This is a genomic window from Curtobacterium sp. SGAir0471 (assembly GCF_005490985.1).
Classification (GTDB): Bacteria; Actinomycetota; Actinomycetes; order Actinomycetales; family Microbacteriaceae; genus Curtobacterium.
In genome coordinates, this window is record NZ_CP027869.1 from 1,068,514 (window position 1) to 1,086,708 (window position 18,195).

Annotated in this window: 15 protein-coding genes; 13 read left to right on the forward strand and 2 right to left on the reverse strand. The window is 71.8% G+C overall.

Going from position 1 to position 18,195, the window contains the following annotated elements; translation table 11 throughout:
- Nucleotides 1-163 precede the first annotated feature (163 nt).
- From ileS to C1N91_RS04955, 5 genes are read left to right on the forward strand one after another with little or no spacing between them, the layout of a single operon-like run.
- Nucleotides 164-3,418 (forward strand): isoleucine--tRNA ligase, encoded by a 3,255-nt coding sequence (gene ileS, locus C1N91_RS04935; protein WP_137766842.1) that lies wholly within the window; start codon nt 164-166, stop codon nt 3,416-3,418.
- The gene (locus tag C1N91_RS04940) at nt 3,415-4,872 is read left to right on the forward strand and encodes a bifunctional folylpolyglutamate synthase/dihydrofolate synthase (RefSeq protein ID WP_137766843.1); all 1,458 of its coding nucleotides are present in this window, start codon (nt 3,415-3,417) and stop codon (nt 4,870-4,872) included. The genes ileS and C1N91_RS04940 overlap by 4 nt, the downstream gene beginning before the upstream one ends.
- Nucleotides 4,869-5,285: a DUF4233 domain-containing protein gene (locus tag C1N91_RS04945; RefSeq protein ID WP_058728425.1), complete on the forward strand. Its 417-nt coding sequence runs from the start codon at nt 4,869-4,871 to the stop codon at nt 5,283-5,285. The genes C1N91_RS04940 and C1N91_RS04945 overlap by 4 nt, the downstream gene beginning before the upstream one ends.
- A 26-nt stretch (nt 5,286-5,311) precedes the next feature.
- Nucleotides 5,312-5,731 carry a nucleoside-diphosphate kinase gene (gene ndk, locus C1N91_RS04950; RefSeq protein WP_058728426.1) on the forward strand — a complete coding sequence of 140 codons (420 nt, stop codon included), beginning with the start codon at nt 5,312-5,314 and terminating at the stop codon, nt 5,729-5,731.
- A 25-nt stretch (nt 5,732-5,756) separates the two neighbouring features.
- The gene (locus C1N91_RS04955) at nt 5,757-6,605 is read left to right on the forward strand and encodes a DsbA family protein (RefSeq protein WP_058728427.1); all 849 of its coding nucleotides are present in this window, start codon (nt 5,757-5,759) and stop codon (nt 6,603-6,605) included.
- A gap of 608 nt (nt 6,606-7,213) precedes the next feature.
- Here the strand turns inward: C1N91_RS04955 and C1N91_RS04960 are convergent.
- Nucleotides 7,214-7,822: a vitamin K epoxide reductase family protein gene (locus tag C1N91_RS04960; protein ID WP_254678352.1), complete on the reverse strand. Its 609-nt coding sequence runs from the start codon at nt 7,820-7,822 to the stop codon at nt 7,214-7,216.
- A 327-nt stretch (nt 7,823-8,149) separates the two neighbouring features.
- On the opposite strand from C1N91_RS04960, the gene C1N91_RS04965 reads away from it, so the two are divergent.
- Together C1N91_RS04965 and C1N91_RS04970 are read left to right on the forward strand one after the other, a co-directional pair.
- Entirely contained in the window at nt 8,150-11,167 is a 3,018-nt protein-coding gene (locus tag C1N91_RS04965; protein WP_137766844.1) for an Rne/Rng family ribonuclease, read from the forward strand.
- A 1-nt stretch (nt 11,168) separates the two neighbouring features.
- The gene (locus C1N91_RS04970) at nt 11,169-12,158 is read left to right on the forward strand and encodes a hypothetical protein (RefSeq protein WP_137766845.1); all 990 of its coding nucleotides are present in this window, start codon (nt 11,169-11,171) and stop codon (nt 12,156-12,158) included.
- Nucleotides 12,159-12,691: 533 nt separating this feature from the next.
- Here the strand turns inward: C1N91_RS04970 and C1N91_RS04975 are convergent.
- A complete protein-coding gene (locus C1N91_RS04975) occupies nt 12,692-12,979 on the reverse strand; it encodes a DUF4031 domain-containing protein (RefSeq protein WP_058728447.1) in 288 nt (95 codons plus the stop codon).
- Between the two features lie 178 nt (nt 12,980-13,157).
- On the opposite strand from C1N91_RS04975, the gene rplU reads away from it, so the two are divergent.
- From rplU to C1N91_RS05005, 6 genes are all read left to right on the forward strand, one after another.
- The gene (gene rplU, locus C1N91_RS04980; protein WP_137766846.1) at nt 13,158-13,466 is read left to right on the forward strand and encodes a 50S ribosomal protein L21; all 309 of its coding nucleotides are present in this window, start codon (nt 13,158-13,160) and stop codon (nt 13,464-13,466) included.
- Nucleotides 13,467-13,480: 14 nt separating this feature from the next.
- A complete protein-coding gene (gene rpmA / locus C1N91_RS04985; RefSeq protein WP_022905368.1) occupies nt 13,481-13,732 on the forward strand; it encodes a 50S ribosomal protein L27 in 252 nt (83 codons plus the stop codon).
- Between the two features lie 123 nt (nt 13,733-13,855).
- Nucleotides 13,856-15,373: a GTPase ObgE gene (gene obgE / locus C1N91_RS04990; RefSeq protein ID WP_137766847.1), complete on the forward strand. Its 1,518-nt coding sequence runs from the start codon at nt 13,856-13,858 to the stop codon at nt 15,371-15,373.
- Nucleotides 15,374-15,380: 7 nt separating this feature from the next.
- A complete protein-coding gene (gene proB / locus C1N91_RS04995) occupies nt 15,381-16,199 on the forward strand; it encodes a glutamate 5-kinase (RefSeq protein WP_137766848.1) in 819 nt (272 codons plus the stop codon).
- Between the two features lie 484 nt (nt 16,200-16,683).
- Nucleotides 16,684-17,949 (forward strand): glutamate-5-semialdehyde dehydrogenase, encoded by a 1,266-nt coding sequence (locus C1N91_RS05000; protein WP_137766849.1) that lies wholly within the window; start codon nt 16,684-16,686, stop codon nt 17,947-17,949.
- 44 nt (nt 17,950-17,993) lie between these two features.
- Nucleotides 17,994-18,194 (forward strand): hypothetical protein, encoded by a 201-nt coding sequence (locus C1N91_RS05005; protein ID WP_058728434.1) that lies wholly within the window; start codon nt 17,994-17,996, stop codon nt 18,192-18,194.
- Nucleotide 18,195 lies beyond the last annotated feature (1 nt).

Genomic DNA, 18,195 nt, shown 5'->3' on the forward strand with positions numbered 1-18,195 from the left:
CGCGGCAGCCCCACCGCCGTCAGTAGAACCGGGCGGACCGGACCGCGCCCCCTCCGGCGAACGAGCGGTCGGTCGCAGCGCGAGCAGCGATCGGCAAGCGAGGTGGTACCGCGGAGCACGCTCCGTCCTCGTGGCAGAGAACCCCGACCACAGGAGCCATGCGGTGCGCTACCCCTTGAACTCGAACGCCGACGGCGTCACGCCCTCGCCGAGCTTCCCCGCCGTCGAGCAGGGGATCCTCGCCTTCTGGAAGGGCGACGACACCTTCCAGGCGTCGATCGACCAGCGCGAGGGCTGCCCCGAGTGGACGTTCTACGACGGCCCGCCCTTCGCGAACGGCCTGCCGCACTACGGCCACCTGCTGACCGGCTACGCCAAGGACGTCTTCCCGCGCTACCAGACCATGCGTGGCAAGCAGGTGCACCGCCGGTTCGGGTGGGACACCCACGGCCTGCCCGCCGAGCTCGAGGCCATGCGCCAGCTCGGCATCACCGAGAAGCACGAGATCGACGACATGGGCGTCGACGTCTTCAACGCGGCCGCCAAGAAGTCCGTGCTGCAGTACACCGACGAGTGGCAGGCCTACGTCACCCGCCAGGCGCGCTGGGTCGACTTCGAGGACGACTACAAGACCCTCGACGTCACCTTCATGGAGAGCGTCCTGTGGGCGTGGAAGCAGCTCTGGGACAAGGGCCTGGCGTACGAGGGCTTCCGGGTCCTGCCGTACTGCTGGAACGACCAGACGCCGCTGTCGAACCACGAGCTCCGCATGGACGACGACGTCTACAAGACGCGTCAGGACCAGTCGGTCACGGTCGCCTTCCCCCTGCAGGGGTCGCGCGCCGCGGCGCTCGACCTGACGGGAGTCCGCGCGCTCGCCTGGACGACGACCCCCTGGACCCTGCCGACGAACGCCGCGCTCGCGGTCGGTCCGGAGATCGCGTACGCGGTCGTGCCGGCCGGGCCGGGAGGCGCGGCTGACGGTGGCGCCGCCGGTTCCGCCACCTACCTGCTCGCGTCCGACACCGTGGCCGCTCACGCGAAGGACCTCGGCTACGAGAGCGCGGACGACGCCACCGCCGCCGTGCTCCGCACGGTCGCCGGCGCCGAGCTCGACGGCGTCGAGTACGAGCGGCTGTTCGACTTCCTGGCGGACACCGAGGGCTACGAGCACGCGTGGCGGATCCTCGTGGCGGAGTACGTCGAGACGGGCGAGGGCACGGGGATCGTGCACCAGGCCCCGGCCTACGGCGCCGACGACCAGGAGGTCTGTGCGGCCGCCGGCATCCCCGTCGTGCTCTCCCTCGACGAGGGCGGCCTCTTCACCGCGCAGTTCGGCGAGGTCGCCGGCATGCTCTGGTCGGACGCGAACAAGCCGCTCACCAGGGCCGTGCGCGAACAGGGCCGACTGCTCCGCCAGGCCTCCTACGAGCACAGCTACCCGCACTGCTGGCGCTGCCGCAAGCCGCTCATCTACAAGGCGGTCTCGTCGTGGTTCGTCCGCGTCACCGAGTTCCGCGACCGGATGGGCGAGCTCAACCAGGACATCAACTGGGTGCCGGACAACGTCAAGGACGGCCAGTTCGGCAAGTGGGTCGGGAACGCCATCGACTGGTCGGTCTCCCGCAACCGCTACTTCGGCACGCCGATCCCGGTGTGGGTGTCCGACGACCCGGCGTACCCGCGCCAGGACGTCTACGGCTCGCTCGAGGAGCTCGAGCGCGACTTCGGCCGTCTGCCGGTGAACGCCGACGGCGAGGTCGACCTGCACCGCCCGTTCATCGACGAGCTCACCCGCCCGAACCCGGACGACCCCACGGGGCAGTCGACCATGCGCCGCATCTCGGACGTGTTCGACGTCTGGTTCGACTCCGGCTCGATGCCGTACGCCCAGGTCCACTACCCCTTCGAGAACCGCGAGTGGTTCGAGGAGCACAGCCCGGCCGACTTCATCGTCGAGTACATCGGGCAGACCCGCGGCTGGTTCTACGTCATGCACGCGCTGTCGACCGCGCTGTTCGACCGCCCCGCCTTCCGGAACGTGATCAGCCACGGCATCGTGCTCGGCTCGGACGGCCAGAAGATGTCGAAGTCGCTGCGGAACTACCCGGACGTGTCCGAGGTGTTCGACCGCGACGGCGCCGACGCGATGCGCTGGTTCCTCATGTCCTCGTCGGTGATCCGCGGCGGCAACCTCGTCGTCACCGAGGAGGGCATCCGCCAGGGCGTCCGCGAGTTCCTGCTGCCCCTGTGGTCGACGTACTACTTCTTCACCCTCTACGCGAACGCGTCGGGTGACTCGGGGTACCAGGCACAGCGCCGAACCGACAGCACCGACGTGCTCGACCGGTACCTGCTCGCGAAGACCCGCGTGCTCGTGGCGGACGTGCAGCAGCACCTCGACGCACTCGACACCCCGCTCGCGGCGCAGGCCGTCCGCGACTTCGCCGACGTGCTGACGAACTGGTACGTCCGTCGGTCGCGTGACAAGTTCTGGCTCGGCGCGGAGTCGTCGCCCGAGGCCCGGGCCGCGTTCGACACGCTGTACACCGTGCTCGAGACGCTCACCCGCGTCGCCGCCCCCCTCGCGCCGCTCGTGACCGAGGAGGTCTGGAAGGGCCTGACCGGCGGGCGCAGCGTGCACCTCGAGGACTTCCCGGACGCCGCCGAGTTCCCCGAGGACGATGCCCTGGTCGCCGCGATGGACCGTGTGCGCGATGTCGCGTCGAAGGGGCTCGCGCTCCGCAAGGCCACCGGCCGTCGCGTCCGCCTGCCGCTCGCCACGCTGACCCTCGTCGTGCCCGATCCCGCAGGCGTCGAGCCGTTCGCGGACATCCTCCGCGACGAGCTCAACGTCAAGCGGGTCGTGCTCGAGCAGCAGGAGGAGTCCTCGCTCGGCCGCTACGGCATCGAGCGGAAGCTCACCGTGAACGCCCGCGCGGCCGGACCGCGCATCGGGAAGCAGGTGCAGCAGGTGATCCCGGCTGCGAAGAGGGGCGACTGGGTCGCGACCGAGTCCGGCGTGACCGTCGGCGGCGTGGACCTCGTCGAGGGCGAGTACACGCTCGACCTCACCGTGGCGGACGACTCCGTCGCGGTGGCGTTCCTCGACGGCGGCGGCTTCGCGGTGCTCGACACCGTGACGACCCCCGAGCTCGAGGCCGAGGGTCTGGCGCGCGACGTCGTCCGAGCCGTGCAGCAGGCCCGTCGCGACGCCGACCTCGACGTCAGCGACCGCATCGCGCTGACGCTCCGGGTGTCGGACGACGCCGAGGCAGCGGTCCGCACGCACGAGCAGCTCATCGCGGGGGAGACCCTCGCGACGAGTGTCGAGGTGACCACGACGACGTTCGCTCCCGGCGAGGGCTCGGACGTCGGCGACGGTGCGAAGGTGTCCGTGGAGGTGGCACGCGCATGAGCGACAGCGAGCAGTACGACCACGACGACCCGTCCGCGGACGGCATCGAGATCCCCGTCGGTCCTGCCGGTGACCAGGCACCTGCGGAGGCGCTCCCGTACGGCGGGGAGGACGCCGAGGTCCGCCGGGTCGAGGCAGCGCTGTACGCGCGCATCGGCGAGCAGGCCCCCGAGCGCCGGCTGACCGCCACGCGCCGCGCGGTCGAGCTCTTGGGCGACCCGCACCTGGCCTACCCCGTCATCCACGTCACCGGGACGAACGGCAAGACCTCGACGGCGCGCATGACGGAGAGCATCGTCCGCGCGCACGGGCTCCGGACGGGCCTGATGACGAGTCCGCACCTCGTGTCCATCCGGGAGCGCATCGTGATCGACGGCGAGCCGATCGCCGCGGACCGCTTCGTGGAGAACTGGGACGACATCACCCCGATCCTCGAGATGACGGACCAGGAGCTCACCGCGAAGGGCGAGCAGCCGCTCACCTTCTTCGAGGCCCTCACCGTCCTCGCGCTGGCGTGCTTCGCCGAGGCGCCGGTGGACGTCGCGGTGATCGAGGTCGGCATGGGCGGCGAGTGGGACTCCACCAACGTCGTGCAGAGCCAGGTCGCGGTGTTCACCCCGATCGCGATCGACCACGCCAAGCAGCTCGGCAGCACGGTGGCCGAGATCGCCCGTACGAAGTCGGGGATCATCAAGCCGTCCTCGTCGGTCGTGTCGAGCGCGCAGACGCCCGAGGCACTCGCCGAGCTCGAGCGCGCCGCCGAGCTCACCGAGTCGACGCTCGCGGTCGAGGGCACCGGGTTCTCCGTCGTGTCCGACACCCCGGCGGTCGGCGGGCAGCTCGTCTCCGTGCAGGGGATCGCCGGACGGTACGACGACCTGTTCGTGCCGCTCTTCGGTCAGCACCAGGCCCACAACGCCGCCGTCGCGATCGCCGCGGTCGAGTCGTTCCTCGGACGCGGGTCCCAGGCCCTCGACGAGGACGTCCTGTCCGAGGGGCTCGCCGGCGCGACCAGCCCCGGGCGCCTGCAGCCGATCGCCCAGGAGCCGACCCTCGTGGTCGACGCCGCGCACAACCCGCACGGCGCACGAGCGCTGGCCGAGGCACTGCCGGTCGCGTTCCCGTCGGAGCACGTCGTCGGCGTCGTCGGGATCCTCGGCGACAAGGACGCCCGTGGCTTCGTCCGGGCGCTCGCGGACACCGTGCAGACCTTCGTCGTGACGCAGCCGCCGGGGGACCGCGCGATGGACGCGGATGCGTTCGCGCGGGTCGTCGTGGCCGAGGTCGGCGAGGACCGCGTCGTCGTCGAGCCCTCGCTCGAGCAGGCACTGCAGGAGGCCCGTGACCTGGCGGACGAGGCGGACGCCGAGGACGCCCTCGTGCTCGTCGCCGGCTCCATCGTGATGGTGGGGAAGGTCATGGACCTGGTCCACGCGGAAGGCGGGGCAGCGTGACGGACGCACCACGGGCCTCCCGGCCGGGCCGACAGCCGCGCGTGCGGAAGCCGCGCCCGCAGCGCGGAGCCCGCGAGAGCCTGCTCTCGATCACCCTCGGACTCGAGGCCGTGATGTTCTTCTTCCCGATGCTCGTCGTCTACGGGAAGGGCACGCTGCCGCCGCTCGCGGCGTTCGGCGGGGGCATCCTGGCGATCATCGTCCTCGCAGCTGCCTCACGCCTGACGGGCAAGCCGGCCGGTGTATGGTTCGGATGGCTGCTGCAGGCGGCCATCCTCGCCACCGGGTTCATCGAACCGTTCATGTTCGCGGTCGGCGCGGTGTTCCTGGCGCTGTGGGTGTTCTGCTTCGTCAAGGGCGGTCAGCTCGACCGGCAGAACGCCGCGTTCCGGGCCGCCCAGGCCGAGGACTGACCACCACCGAACCACAGGAGAACTGCGTGTCCGATCTCGAAGAGACCCTCGTCCTCGTCAAGCCCGACGGCGTCGCCCGCCAGCTCACCGGAGAGGTCCTCCGTCGCATCGAGACCAAGGGCTACGAGATCGTCGACCTGAAGATGGTGACGGCGTCGCGCGAGCTGCTCGACCAGCACTACGAGGAGCACCAGGGCAAGCCGTTCTTCGAGCCGCTCGTCGAGTTCATGCAGTCCGGCCCGGTCGTCGCCGTGCGCGTCGCCGGCAACGGTGTCATCGCGGGCTTCCGCTCGCTCGCCGGCACCACGGACCCGACCTCGGCCGCGCCCGGCACCATCCGTGGAGACCTCGGTCGCGACTGGGGCCTGAAGGTGCAGCAGAACCTCGTGCACGGCTCGGACTCCCCGGAGTCGGCCGCCCGCGAGCTCGCGCTCTGGTTCGCCTGATCGACGGAAGCGGAGCACAGACGCGATGACGAACAACGACCGTCCCACCAAGAACGAGCGTCGCCAGCACGCCCGTGAGGTCGCCCGGCAGCGGGCCGACGCCGAGAAGCGCCGCAAGCGCCGCAACAAGTGGTTCCTGCAGGGCGGTATCGGCTTGGGCATCGTGGCCGTCGCGGCGATCATCGCGATCGTCGTGGTGAACGTGAACAGCGGCGGCACCACGTCGGCTGCCGGCCCGAAGAACATGGTCACCGGGGGCATCCAGTTCACCGGCGGCGACGGGAAGATCACGCCCGTCACGACCGGAGCGGTCTCGGCGGACGGCACCCCGTCGCCGGTCGCGACCGCCGACAGCGACGGCAAGGTCAAGGTCGTCGAGTACGTCGACTGGGCCTGCCCGGTCTGCAAGCAGTTCGAGGGCGCTTACGCCGACCAGATCACCGACTTCGTGAAGAACGGGCAGGCGACGCTCGAGATCCACCCGGTGTCGATCCTCGACCGCAGCTACCTCGGCTCGCGCTACGCCAGCCGTGCCGCGAACGCCGCGATGTGCGTCGCGAACTACGCGCCGGACAAGTTCCTCGACGTGCAGACGCAGTTCTTCGAGAAGCAGCCGGAAGAGGGCACGAAGGGCCTGACCAACGCCGAGATCGCCGACCTGGTGAAGGCCGGGGGAGCGACCGGCTCCGACGTGTCCGAGTGCCTGTCGAACGAGACGTACAAGGGCTGGGTGACGAAGATCACGAACCAGGTGACCTCGGACCCCGCGGTCGCCGGTCCCCAGGGCTTCGGCACGCCGACGATCCTGGTGAACGGGCAGCGTGTGAGCACCCTCACCGACGTCGTCCCGACCATCGAGGCCGCCGCGAAGTAGTCGGTCCCGCCCCACGCGGCCCCTCGCTCGGCCCCGTGCTCCCTCCCCGGGAGCGCGGGGCCGCGTGCTGTCCCCGGGTGCGCGGCGACCGGTCCCGCGTGCGTTCGCTGGCGGCGGGACATCTGTGCGTTTCGGGCACACCGAGTGGAACCGGGCGTACCTGATCCGTCGGTCCCACCAGCAATGCCCGTTCCCACACGGCACTGCACGTGTCATGGGAAGGAACGGGCGCGCTGCGGAGTCGGCGACGGCGTCGTCGGCGGAGTCGTCGGCAGGGACGAGGCCCGCGTCGAGCGCTGACGGGAACACCGGGGCCCGGGCGATCTGCCACCTGAGAGCCCGTCGCACGTCCACTGATCTGGAAGGACGTGCCAGCGCTGACACGCCGAGCGGGCAGGACACGCCGTCGGCGTCCACGGTGCGGGCAGGACACGCCGTCGGCATCCACGGTGCGGGCAGGACACGCCGTCGGCGTCCACGGAGCGGGCACGAGCTGTCGCCGGGAGCCGTCGAACGTGACGGATCCGGCCCGCTCGGCGCACGAGCCCGCTCGGCGCACGAGCCGACCAGCGCGCCGCGAGCGCGCCGGGCCGATCAGCGCGTCGGCGTCAGAACGGCAGCGTCGAGAGGACCCGCGGGAACACGATGAGGATGCAGACCACGATCACGGCGTAGTTCGCCAGCACGAACGCCCACGAGTAGGGCAGCAGCGTGCGCCCGAGCCGCTGGAGTCCGGCACCGAAGCGTCCCTGCGCCGCGTTCCACGTCGTGAAGATCCAGAACATCGGGATCGTCACGCTCCACACCAGCAGGCACCACGGGCAGAGGTAGCCGATCACCCAGACCGTCTGCGTGAACAGCCAGGTGACGAACACCCACGCCAGGAACACCCCGGCGTTGAACAGCACCCAGAACCAGCGGTGCCCGCCCCGCATGCCCGCGAGGAGCATCACGCCGACGGCGATCGGGGCGACGAAGCCCATCACGCCGAGCAGCGGGTTCGGGAAGCCGAACAGGGAGCCCTGCCAGCTCGTCATCACCTGCGAGCAGTTCACGAACGGGCTGACGTCGCAGCTGAGCGCCTTCGAGGGGTTCTCGTACTTCGCGAACTCGTCCAGCACCAGGTTGAACGCGGCGAAGAGGCCGACTGCTCCGGTGACGATGAGGAAGACCGCCATCGCGACCGGGCGGCGGGGCGTGGTTGCGCTCGTGCTCACGGCGTCATCATCGCACGAGCGTTCCGGACCTTTCCTGGCACCTCGTGCGACAATGACAGCAGTCGCGCGGCCGATCCGTGCGGCGAGAGAGCTCCCCGGGCGCAGCCCGGACGATCAGGCGCGGTGAGAGCGTGCCGTGACCGGGACTCGCGTCACCTCCGGTGCCGAGCCGGTCGGGCCGGGTGCCCGACGCGGAACGACACCGGACCGCACGCAGGGTCACACGGTCACGAGAACGAACGCGGGGGCGTGGACGCCACCCGTGACAACCACAGAATTCCCGCCGTCCGACAGGACGCGAGTGGGGCCGAGGAGTGCACCAGATCCATGGTGGAGCAGAACACCGACAACCCGAACAACGAAGAAGTCGCACCGAAGCGCCGAGGCCGCCTGTTCGGCAGCCGTCGCGCCCGGTCCACCGGCCAGGAGGCCCGTGGTGACGTCGACACCGACACCTCGGGTGTCGAGACGGTCGCGCTGACCGGCGACGCACCGGACGCGGAGAGCGCTGCGGCTGGCGAGACCGCGGCTGACGAGACCGTCGAGCAGGAGACCGCGCCGGCGGACGGCGCCGTCGAGGTCGCGGTCGAGCAGGTCCCGGCCGCCGCTGCGGAGCCCCAGGACGTGTCGACGGTCACGGGCAGCCTGCCCGTCGTCGAGGAGGCGGGCGCCACGGCACCGACGGACGACGTCGCTGCCGAGGCAGCCGGCGCGCCCGCGGCGGCCGACTCGGACGAGGTGACCACCGTGTCCGAGCCCGCCGCTGCGGTGGCGACGGACGCGGACGACGCGAGCGGTGCCTCCCGGCCGGAGCCCGCCTCCGCGCCCGAGGCGGACGAGCCCTTCGTGCCGAAGGCGACCAGCACCCTCAGCCTGATCTTCCACGCGCCGGTCCTGCCGGACCTGCCGGTCCGCGCCGCGCGCGACGAGGACGACGACGAGGACGACGAGCAGGGCGGCAGCCGCCGTCGCTCGCGACGTCGTGGCAGCAGCGCGGACCGCCAGGAGCGCGGCGTCCGCGAGCCCCGCGACCACCAGGAGCCGCGCCGCCGCGAGCCGGAGCTCATCACCGAGCCGCAGCGCATCAAGGGGTCGACCCGACTCGAGGCGAAGAAGCAGCGTCGTCGCGACGGCCGTGACGCCGGTCGCCGTCGCACGGTGATCACCGAGGACGAGTTCCTCGCCCGTCGCGAGAGCGTCGACCGCCAGATGATCGTGCGGTCGAGCTCGTCGAAGATCGAGATCGGCGTGCTCGAGGACAACGTCCTCGCCGAGCACTACGTCACCAAGTCGCACAACGTCTCGCTCATCGGGAACGTCTACCTCGGCAAGGTGCAGAACGTGCTGCCCTCGATGGAGGCGGCGTTCGTCGACATCGGTCGCGGCCGCAACGCCGTGCTGTACGCCGGTGAGGTCGACTGGAACTCGGTCGACACCGGCAACCACGGCCGTCGCATCGAGGCCGCGCTCAAGCCGGGCGACAAGGTCCTCGTGCAGGTCACGAAGGACCCGGTCGGGCACAAGGGCGCGCGCCTGACCTCGCAGGTCTCCCTGCCGGGCCGCTACCTCGTCTACGTGCCGAACGGCTCGATGAACGGCATCTCGCGCAAGCTGCCCGACACCGAGCGCGCGCGCCTGAAGAAGATCCTCAAGGAGGTCCTGCCGGAACACGCGGGCGTCATCGTCCGCACCGCGGCGGAGGGTGCGACCGAGGAGCAGCTCACCCGCGACGTGCAGCGCCTCACCAGCCAGTGGGAGGCGATCCAGAAGAAGGTGCAGAACGGGCACGCCCCGGTGATGCTGCACTCGGAGCCGGACCTGCTCGTCAAGATCGTCCGTGACGTCTTCAACGAGGACTTCACGAAGCTCATCATCGACGGCGACGCGGCCCGCGGGACGATCGAGGACTACCTCGACGCCGTCGCGCCCGACCTCAAGGACCGCGTCGAGATCTACGACGGCCCGGACTCGTTCGAGGAGTACCGCCTCAACGAGCAGATCGAGAAGGCCCTGGACCGCAAGGTCTGGCTGCCCTCGGGTGGGTCGCTCGTGATCGACCGCACCGAGGCCATGACGGTCGTCGACGTCAACACGGGCAAGTTCGTCGGCTCCGGCGGCAACCTCGAGGAGACCGTCACCAAGAACAACCTCGAGGCGGCCGAGGAGATCGTCCGGCAACTCCGCCTGCGTGACATCGGCGGCATCATCGTCATCGACTTCATCGACATGGTGCTCGAGTCGAACCGCGACCTGGTGCTCCGTCGACTCGTCGAGTGCCTGAGCCGCGACCGCACGAAGCACCAGGTGGCCGAGGTCACCTCGCTCGGGCTCGTGCAGATGACCCGCAAGAAGATCGGTGTCGGCCTGCGCGAGTCGCTCGACGAGGTCAACGCCAAGGTCAACGACAACAACGCGGACCCCGGCCCCTCGAAGTCGCGGCGCAAGGGCCGCGGTGGCAACGGCTCCACCGGCGGCAACGGCAACGGCCAGGGAGGCACCGGGCACGCCGGCAACGGCGGCTCCGGCAACGGGTCGGCCGCTCAGTCGTCGCAGGCCCACCAGATCACCGAGGACGTCAAGAACGCGCTGTCCCGCATCGCGGCCTCGACGCTGCCGCACGACGAGGCGTCGTCCGGTACACCGGTGACCGGTGTGGCGTCGCCGCGCGGCGGTGCCGCGACGCCGGAGGCCGAGGCCGGTGTGTCCTCGGCTGCCGACGCACCCGCGTCGAGCGCCTCCCCGGTCTCCGCGCCCGAGCGCGGGTCGGAGGGCGCCACCGGCGCGGGAGACCGTGACAGCGAGCAGCCGTCCGGCTCCAAGCGTCGTCGCCGCCGTGGTGGTCGTGGTGCCGGCAGTGCTGCACCCGAACAGCGCGGGGACGACGAGCGCGGTGCCCACGAGCACGGAACCGAGCGTGGGGCCGAGGAGCGTGCCGTCGAGCGTGTTGCCGACGACGCCGTGCCGGACCGCGACGCTCGTGCCGGGACCTCGGCGTCCGGGGCGGCTCCGGCGCGGGGGACCGCTCCAGAGGCGCCCGCGCAGGACCCGGCTCCCGCGAAGACCGCGCCGGCCCGTCGCCGCGTGAGCTCGAGTGCTCCCGTCACCCCGACCGAGAACACCGTCGCGATCCTCGACATCCCGGTGGCCGTGACCAAGCGTGAGCCCCGACCGTCCCGCGACGACGCCGAGTCGCTGCTCGACTCCGTGCTGCAGGCGCTCCCGGAGCCCAAGCAGCCGGGGCAGGGCCGTTCTCGGTCGCGCCGCGTGTCGTCGCCGAGCATCAGCGCGCCGGCGACGTCCGACGGCGACGGGCAGGACGACGGCTCCGTGATGGTGGGGAACTGACGTGACCGACGGGGGCGACCCGCACGGTCGGCAGCCGGACCGCGGGTACTACGGTGCGGGCTGGTCGCAGCCCGCACCGCCCGCGGCCGGGCAGCCCGGTGGGCAGGCGTGGTCCGGCCAGCAGCCGCAGTTCGGGCAGCAGCCGTACGGCCAGCCGCAGCAGCCGGCTGGGCAGCAGCAGTACGGGCAGCAGCAGCAGTACGGCCAGCAGCAGCCGCCGCAGTACGGCCAGCCGCAGCAGCCCTCCGGCGACCAGGGTCGGCTCCGGGCACGCGCCTCGAGGACGCCGGACCCGCGACGGGCGTTCGCGCCGGGAGCGTCGGTGGCCAACACCACCGGTGCCCTCATCGCGGTCGTGTCGATCGTGCTCGTCGAGGTGGTCTCCGGGGTCCTCGGGCTGCTCGGCACGTCCCTCGTGGTGCACCCCTTCGCGACGTACGGCACGGGCGCGAGCCTGCTCGGGAGCTTCGTGTCCGGCGTGTTCGCCGCGCCGTTCCCCTTCTACGCGGGGGCGTTCCTGGCCCTGGCGTTCCTGACGCCGATCGCACGACGCAGCCCGCTGCCGACGGTGCTCCTCCGTGCCGTGCTCGCCGGTGCCGCGGGAACGGTCGCCCTGGCGCTCGTCGGGGTCTTCACGGGGTCCTACGCGGCGGTCAGCACCGGATCGGGGGCGCGACTCGTGATCGACGTGCTCACCGGGCCCCTGCAGAACGGGATCCCGTTCACCCTCATGCTCCTCGCGACCTCGACGGCGGCGTGGCTGTGGCTCGGGCGTCCGCGTGGCGGGCGCGCGGCGCAGGGGACCGCCGGGGGACGACCCGGCACGGTGCGTCCCGCCGATGCGATCCCGCCGTCGACGGTGCGCCCCGCTCCGCAGCCGTACGGTACGCAGCAGCAGCAGCCGTACGGTCAACCGTTCGGCGCGCGTCCGGCGGCCGGCGAGCAGCCCGCACAACGCCCCGACGACCGGTGGGCGCCGCCCACGCGCTGACGTCGCGGCGGCCGGTGCGCCGCCCCGCTGACCAGTGACCGGTGACTGGTGACCGGCGGCCGCGTGGTTCGAGCTGCCGCGGCACGACGGCGAGCACGTCGCACGACGGATCTCCGTGGCGCGACGTGCTCGCCGTGGTGCGGACGGCGCGCGGGCGCCCCTGCCCGCCGGCCCGACTGCCGAGCGGCCCGCCAGCACGCCTGCCGGGCGGCTCGCCAGCCTGGCGGCCCGCTGGCTGCGCGCCCTGGCGGGCCGAGCGTGCCGGGTGGAAGGCGCCGAGCGCGCCGAGCGCGCCGAGCACGCGCGACGGACCCCGCTGGTCCGATCGGCCGTGTGCCGGCGCGACCCGGTGTGGCAGCGGCGGGGTGCGCCTCCCGGCCGGCAACGCACGCGAGGTGCGGGGCGTGGCGGCTGTGGGTCGTGCCTCCCGGTCGGCCGCCGGAGGTCACCCGCACGCGGTCCGACGGCCGCCCCACGGGGAGCGCCGCAGCGCACTCGGTACGGGCACCCCGCCGCGCGACCCGGGCAGGACCTCAGTGCGCGCGCCGGCCCTTCCCGCGCTTGTCGCGCTGCGGCACCCGCAGGCCGCTGGCGATGAGCCGGAGCACCAGCTCACGACCGGTGACCGCCGTCGCCCCCGCGGCGACGAGGTCGTCGTAGCGCGAGCGCGGTACGTCGTAGTGGTCGTGGTCGAACGCACGGCGAGGGATACCGGCCCGTTCGGCGAACGCGTGGAGCTCGTCGTAGGATGCGTCACTGACGAGGTGCGACCAGACGGTGTCGTGGGCGGGCCACGTCGGCGGGTCGATCAACACGGTCACGCGGGACATCGTACGTGTGTCGCCGTTTGACCGGACCCGGGGGCATCGAGTATTCTCGATCCCTGGTGTCAGCGGGCCGTTCTGCCTGCGTCGCCGATCGGGCCCGGCCTCCGGGAGCCGCTCGTGCAGAAGTGGGCACCCGAGACTTCCCTCAAGCAGAGTACGTAAGGAATTCCACGTGGTTTACGCAGTAGTGCGCGCCGGCGGCCGTCAGGAGAAGGTCGAGGTCGGCACGATCCTCACGATCGACCGTGCCAAGGCCGACGACAAGGGCAACATCGACCTCGCCCCGGTGCTCCTCGTGGACGGTGACACGGTCACGTCGGCGGCTTCCGAGCTCGCGAACGTGACCGTCACCGCCCAGGTGCTCGAGGACCTCCGCGGCCCCAAGGTCGTCATCCAGAAGTTCAAGAACAAGACCGGGTACAAGAAGCGCCAGGGCTTCCGCGCTGAGCTCACCCGCGTCAAGATCACCTCGATCGCGTAAGGCGGGAGTAGAAGATGGCACACAAGAAGGGTGCGAGCTCCACTCGCAACGGTCGTGACTCGAACGCACAGCGCCTCGGCGTGAAGCGCTTCGGTGGCGAGGTCGTCAACGCCGGCGAGATCATCCTCCGCCAGCGTGGCACCCACTTCCACCCGGGCGCCAACGTCGGCCGCGGTGGCGACGACACGCTGTTCGCCCTCTCGGCCGGTTCGGTCGAGTTCGGAACCAAGGGCGGCCGCAAGGTCGTCAACATCGTCAACGCGTAACACCAGCGACGACAGACTCTGCGGGAGGGGCGGGCCACGTGCCCGCCCCTCCCGTTCTTTCGTGCACGACCTCGTGCGCCGCGGCACCGTCCGTGCGCCCGAGCCAGAACCAGGAGTGGAACCATGGCGACCTTCGTCGACCGCGTGACCCTGCACCTCACCGCGGGGAACGGCGGCAACGGCTGCGTGTCGGTCCGCCGTGAGAAGTTCAAGCCCCTCGCCGGCCCCGACGGCGGCAACGGTGGCGACGGGGGCGACATCGTCCTGGTCGCCGATCCGCAGGTGACGACCCTGCTCGGGTACCACCGCTCGCCCCACCGCTCGTCGCGCAACGGCCAGCCCGGCATGGGCGACATGCGCAGCGGTGTGAGCGGCGAGACGCTCGAGCTGCCCGTCCCGATCGGCACGGTGGTGCACGACGAGGACGGCGAGGTCCTGGCGGACATGACCGAGCCCGGCATGCGGGTCGTCGTGGCACCAGGTGGCCAGGGCGGTCTCGGCAACGCGGCCCTCGCGACCACCAAGCGCAAGGCCCCCGGCTTCGCGCTCCTCGGCACCCCGGGGTGGACCGGCGACGTCAGCCTCGAGCTGAAGACGATCGCCGACGTCGCCCTGGTCGGGTTCCCGAGTGCCGGCAAGTCCTCGCTCATCGCCGCGATCTCCGCCGCGAAGCCGAAGATCGCCGACTACCCGTTCACGACCCTGACGCCGAACCTCGGCGTCGTCGAGTCGGGTGAGGTCCGCTTCACCGTCGCCGACGTGCCCGGTCTGATCGAGGGCGCGTCGGAGGGCAAGGGCCTCGGCCTCGAGTTCCTCCGTCACGTGGAGCGTTGCGAGGCGCTCCTGCACGTCATCGACTGCGCCACGCTCGACCCCGGTCGCGACCCGATCAGCGACCTCGACGTCATCCTGGGCGAGCTCGAGCGCTACCCGGTGCCGGAGGGGCAGACCCCGCTGCTCGAGCGTCCGCAGCTCGTCGCGCTGAACAAGGTCGACGTGCCCGAGGCCGCGGAGCTCGCCGAGTTCGTCACCGCCGAGCTGGAGGAGCGGGGCTACCGCGTCTTCCCGATCTCGACCGCGTCCCGCAAGGGTCTCCGGGAGCTGACGTTCGCCCTGGCCGAGGTCGTCGAGCAGGCCCGCGCCGACCGTCCCGCCGCGCCCGAGCAGGAGCGCATCGTGCTCCGCCCGAAGGCCGTCGACGAGAAGCCCTTCACCGTGCGCGCCGAGGGCGGCGAGGAGCACCGCTTCTACCGGGTCCGCGGCGCGAAGCCCGAGCGCTGGGTCGTGCAGACGGACTTCACCAACGAGGAGGCGATCGGCTACCTGGCCGACCGTCTGGCGAAGCTCGGCGTCGAGGACGGTCTGTTCAAGGCCGGAGCCGTCGCCGGGTCCACCGTGGTCATCGGTGGCGACGGCGGCATGGTCTTCGACTGGGAGCCGACGCTGACCTCGACCGCGGAGCTCATCACGAGCGCCCGCGGCACGGACGCCCGCGTCGGTGGATCGTCGCGCCCGACCCGCAACGAGCGCCGCGAGGAGTACTTCGAGCGCATGGATGCCAAGGCCGCCGCGCGCGCGAAGCTCGAGCAGGAGCGCGTGTCCGGCCTGTGGGCCGACGACGACCGCGACGACCAGGACTGACCGACGCATGACCGACACGCACGCGCGCACCGAGCTCGGCCCCGTCAGCCGGCGGCAGGACGTGCCGCGTGCGCGTCGGCTCGTCGTGAAGGTCGGTTCGTCGTCGGTCAGCGGCGACAACACGGGGCAGATCGCCGCGCTCGTCGACGCCCTGGCCGCCGCGCACGCACGGGGCACCGAGGTGGTCCTGGTGTCCTCCGGCGCCATCGCGACCGGCTTCCCGTTCCTCGGGCTCGAGGGACGCCCCGAGGACCTGGCGACCCAGCAGGCAGCCGCGGCGACCGGGCAGAACGTCCTCATGTTCCGGTACCAGAAGGAGCTCGACCGGCACGGCATCGTCGCGGCCCAGGTGCTGCTCACCGCGGGCGACATGCAGAACCCGACCCACCGGGTCAACGCCCAGCGGGCAGTCGACCGCCTGCTCGCGCTGCGGGTGCTCCCCATCGTGAACGAGAACGACACGGTCGCCACCCACGAGATCCGGTTCGGTGACAACGACCGGCTCGCGGCGCTCGTCGCACGACTCCTCGGCGCCGACGCGCTCGTGCTGCTGTCCGACGTCGAGTCGCTCTACACGCGGCCGCCGGAGCACCCGGACGCCGAACCCATCGACGAGGTCCCGTTCGGCGACGAGCTCGCCGGGGTCACCTTCGGGTCGGTCGGCTCGGCCGGCGTCGGCACCGGGGGAGCGGGGACGAAGGTCGCCGCTGCCCGGCTCGCGGCCGAGGCGGGGACGTCGGTCCTCGTGACCGGTACCGCGCTCGTCGACCGGGCGCTGGCCGGCGAGCACGTGGGCACCTGGTTCCAGGCGGCGCCCAGGAGCTGACGGGCTCGGTGTCGGCCTGGAGGCGCGGCGTCGGTCCGGCAGGTCTGCCCATGATCGACGTGGGGGTCGGCCAGGAGGCACGGTGCCGGCCCGCAGCGTCGGCATGCGGACGTGTGTGGTCGGGGCTGCCGCGGGCTCTCGCGATGACGGGGTTCGTCCGAGACGCCGGCGTGCGCTCGAGACCCCGGCGTGCGTCCGAGACGCTGGCGCTCGCTCGGGACGCCGGCGTCAGTACCAGACGCCCTGACGGGCGCGAGACGCCGCCGTAACCGGGCCCGTCTCGGTGGAACCGGGGCGTCTCGCGCCGACGGTGGCGTCCCACGATGGCCCGACGCGGTGCGCGGACCCAGCCCTCCGGCCGGACCGGAGCCGGACACCGGGTGGCCGCGTGGGGACTCCTGCACACGAGCGGCGCCTCCAGACCGTGTCCACAGGTGTGACGCGGTCAGCGTCATGCGGAGGGCGGCCGACCTAGTATCGGACCATGTCGTCGACCGTCACCGCCCCCTCGCTCACCGACAAGCTGGTCGCGTCGCGTGCTGCCTCGGCGGCGCTCGCCACGGCCACGACCGCAGTCAAGGACCAGGCGCTCCGAGCGGTCGCGGCCGCACTGCGCGACGGCGCGGACGCCATCGTGGCGGCGAACCACGGAGACCTCGTCGCGGGCGAGGACAGCGGGCTGTCCTCGGGCCTCCTCGACCGCCTGCGACTGGACGCCGCACGGATCGACGCCCTGGCGGCCGCTGTCGAGCACGTCGTCGGGCTCCCGGACCCGGTCGGCGACCTCGTCCGCGGGTCGCGGCTCCCCAACGGACTCCAGCTCACCCAGGTCCGCGTGCCGTTCGGCGTGGTCGGCGCCATCTACGAAGCACGCCCGAACGTCACGGTCGACATCGCCGCGCTCGCGTTGAAGAGCGGCAACGCCGTCGTGCTCCGCGGTGGCTCGGCGGCGCAGCGCACCAACGCCGAGCTCGTCGAGCGCATCCGCGGCGCGGTGGTCTCGGTGGGCCTGCCGGCGGACCTCGTGCAGACGATCGACGAGTTCGGACGCCAGGGCGCAACCGACCTCATGCGCGCGCGCGGACTCGTCGACGTGCTCGTGCCGCGGGGGAGCGCGTCGTTGATCCAGACCGTCGTCACCGAGTCGCAGGTGCCCGTGATCGAGACGGGCGCGGGTGTCGTGCACGTGTACCTCGATGCGTCGGCGCCGCTCGAGCGCTCCATCGACATCGTGCTGAACAGCAAGGTGCAGCGGCCGAGCGTCTGCAACGCCCTCGAGACGCTGCTCGTGCACGAACGGGCGGCCCAACGGCTGCTGCCGGTCCTGGCCGACCGCCTCCGCGCGGCCGGGGTGACCCTGCGCGGGGACGATGCCACGCGGACCATCGTGCCCGGCGTGCTCCGAGCGACCGAGGCGGACTGGGCGACGGAGTCGATGGACCTCGACCTGTCGATCCGCGTGGTGCCGGACGTCGACGCGGCCATGGCGCACATCGCCCGGTGGTCCACGCACCACACCGAGTCCATCGTGACGGACGACGTCGACACCGCCGAGCGCTTCCTGGCCGAGGTCGACTCGGCAGTCGTCATGGCGAACGCGTCGACCCGGTTCACCGACGGCGGCGAGTTCGGCTTCGGGGCCGAGGTCGGCATCTCGACGCAGAAGCTGCACGCGCGCGGGCCGATGGGCCTGCCCGAACTGACCAGTACCAAGTGGATCGTGCGCGGGCACGGACAGATCCGCGGCTAGACTGGGCGGCGACTTCCCACCCGATCGAACGGAGCACCGGACCGATGACCTTCCTCGCTGAAGCCGCTGAGCACGCCTCCGGAGTGCCCGCGTTCGTCTTCCCGATGTGCGGCGCGCTGTTCTTCACCTTCCTCGGGTTCGTGACCTGGAGCTTCCGCGACGTCGCGTACCGTCACTCGCACAAGTTCGAGGCCACCCGCCACCACGAGACGGGTGTCGACGAGTTCGGTCACACCAAGCTCTGAC